General features: G+C 44.2%; 1 protein-coding gene. It reads left to right on the top strand.

The annotated features are described in order from the left end of the window. Positions 1–60: 60 nt before the first annotated feature. On the top strand, positions 61–310 hold a 250-nt coding region (locus tag A3750_RS06415; protein ID WP_156498460.1), incomplete at its 3' end, for an STAS domain-containing protein.

Genomic DNA, 310 nt, shown 5'->3' with positions numbered 1-310 from the left:
ACCAGGATGATTCGTAGCGTATGGTAGGAGGTTACTTGCAAACCCTAGAGTTAAGTAGCGATGTCCCAGTGTAAAGTACTACAGGCTGATTGCAGCGGCGTTTATATTTTGAAGTTGGTTGGAGAGGTGCGTCTAAATGCATGCTCAACGATCGATTCTGTGATTGAAAAAATCTCGGAGAATCCGAATTTTCGAAGTCTTGTCGTTGATCTTTCTGAAACAGATCACCTTGATAGCACGACGCTGGGCATGCTGGCTAAGCTTGCTGTGAAAGCGAAAGAAAAATCCCATTTCCTCCCCTCTATTGTTT

It is taken from the genome of Oleiphilus sp. HI0079, from assembly GCF_001635105.1.
The sequence above is the reverse complement of the archived record's forward strand: the minus strand, read 5'-3'. Positions and strand labels throughout refer to the sequence as shown.